This is a genomic window from Actinomycetota bacterium, assembly GCA_005774595.1.
Lineage (GTDB): Bacteria > Actinomycetota > Coriobacteriia > Anaerosomatales > D1FN1-002 > D1FN1-002.
The window spans coordinates 1-1,966 of the sequence record VAUM01000341.1 but is presented as its reverse complement, the minus strand read 5'-3'; the positions used below and the strand labels follow the sequence as shown (position 1 = coordinate 1,966).

The following is a 1,966-nucleotide window of genomic DNA, read 5'->3' as shown; positions in this document are numbered from 1 at the left end:
CTCGGCGAGCACGATCACGCGGTCCTCGCCGCCGAACGTCACCTTCGACGCCTTCGGCGGGTTCACACACACGCCGTACGACTTCGAGGCGTCGCGCGCGTCGGCCATCACCCGGTACCCGATCGCGGTCTCGCCGCGCCGCCGCGCCGATTCGACCACCGCGTAGAAGTCGACCGCCTCGCCGACCGCCACGTAGTCGACCGCGGGCTTCAGGTAGATCTCGGAGCCCTCGGCGTCGAAGATGTCGTCGAACACGGCGGCGAGCGTGGCGTTCTCTGACAGCTGGGCGAGCATCAGCGACACGAGGTGCTCGCTGACGATGAAGTCGTCGACCTTGGTGGCCTCGGCCAACTCGCGGTTCCGCAGGTCGAGCATCTCGGAGACGATCGAGAACGGCGTCTCGTCCCGCTCGGCGATGTCGCGCAGGTGGAGCAGGGTCACGAGCGTGATCGCGTCGGCCTGCTGCGCGCCGAGATGGGCGTACGCGAGCACGATCACGTGGTCGTAGTCGGCGGCGCCGAGCGACTCGAGCAGCGCCCGGTCGCGGATGTCGCCCTGCCGCACCGTGACCGTCTGGTTCGCGAGCGAGCCGCCGTGCGCGGCGATCGCGTCCTCCACGCCGTCCGCATCGCACACGATCGTCACCTGCGAGCCCGGCGCGACGTACTCGTCGAGCTCGTGCACGATGACCGGCCCCGACGCGTTCCATCCGAGCACGAGCGCCCGTTCGGCGCGCGCCTCGGTCGTCACGTCGCCGCTGCGGATCACGCGCTCGTCGGGCGCGGGCGCCGTGCCGGACAGCAAGACGCGATCGTCGTCCTCGGCGATCGCCACGATCCGGTCGGTGGCGGCGATCGAGGCGTCCGCGGGCGGGTTGACCCACACGGTGCCGTCGCCGCGCTGCAGCCCGATCACGGAGCAGTCGCCGTACGCGGAGAGCGCGTCGCCGTAGGTCTTCCCGGTCAGCGCCGGCTCGGACGTCATGTAGATCTCGTCGCCGCCGAAGTCCATCAACTCGGTGTAGATCACCGACAGGCCGCTCTGCCTCGAGGTCTGCGCGGCCACGCGCGCGATCAGGTTGTTCGCGAGGATCGGCAGCACCGTGTCGCGCGCGCCGAGGATGCGCACCACGTCGACGTTGCGCGCGTCGGCGAGTTGCGCCACCACGTGGTACGGCTCCTCGTGGCGATGGGGGTTGTTCGTCACCGCGAGCACGGTCTTGATCGTGTGCGCGTCAGGGTCCTCGCCGACCGGCAGCACGATGATCGAGCGCGCTTCGTGCGGGCTGCCGATCTCCAGGTCGGAAAGGTCGACCGGTGAGCCGGAACGGCAGATGACCCGCGTGTTCTTCGTGTCGGGCACGCGCTCGCGGATCGCGTCCTCCATCTCGACCTTGTCCTCGTCCGCGAGCACCACCACGACCGCACCGCTCTTGCGGCTCTCGTTCGCCCCGACGAGCTCCGAGATGACGGTGAACACCTGCGGGCTCCAGCCCAAGATGAGCGTGTGCCCGCTCTCGAGCACGACCGAGCGGCCCTTGCGCATGGCGTCGAGGCGCGACTCGAGGCCCGTGTTGAGGATGCCGATCAGCGCGCCGAACACGAACATGCCGGCCACGGTGACGGCGAGCATCACGCCGAGGAAGAACGGCGCCCCGGCGTCGCCGCCCACAGCGCCCGAGTCGATGGTGTGCATGAGGCCCATCCACAGCAGCGCGACGAGGCTCTGGCCGTCAGGCGCGGTGCCGGTGAGCAGCACGAGCAGCGCCGCGACCGCGATGACGAGCACGGTCGCGACCGCGAGCCCGAGCAGCATCGCCGAGGTCCCCCGCGCCATGAACGTGTCGAACCGGTAGCCGATCCGCTGCCTGAAGGTCGCCTTGCGCATCGAAGAGCCTCCCCATGTCGCGGCGCGCCCACGTGGGGCGCGCATGAGCGCGCGACGCGCCCATGCGCTATGCTCGTCG

The 1,966-nt window shown here is 70.2% G+C and carries 1 protein-coding gene; it reads right to left on the bottom strand.

The annotated features are described in order from the left end of the window. A partial coding sequence (locus FDZ70_09885; protein ID TLM69026.1) for a potassium transporter TrkA occupies positions 1–1,887 on the bottom strand: 1,887 nt, incomplete at its 3' end. Positions 1,888–1,966: the final 79 nt, after the last annotated feature.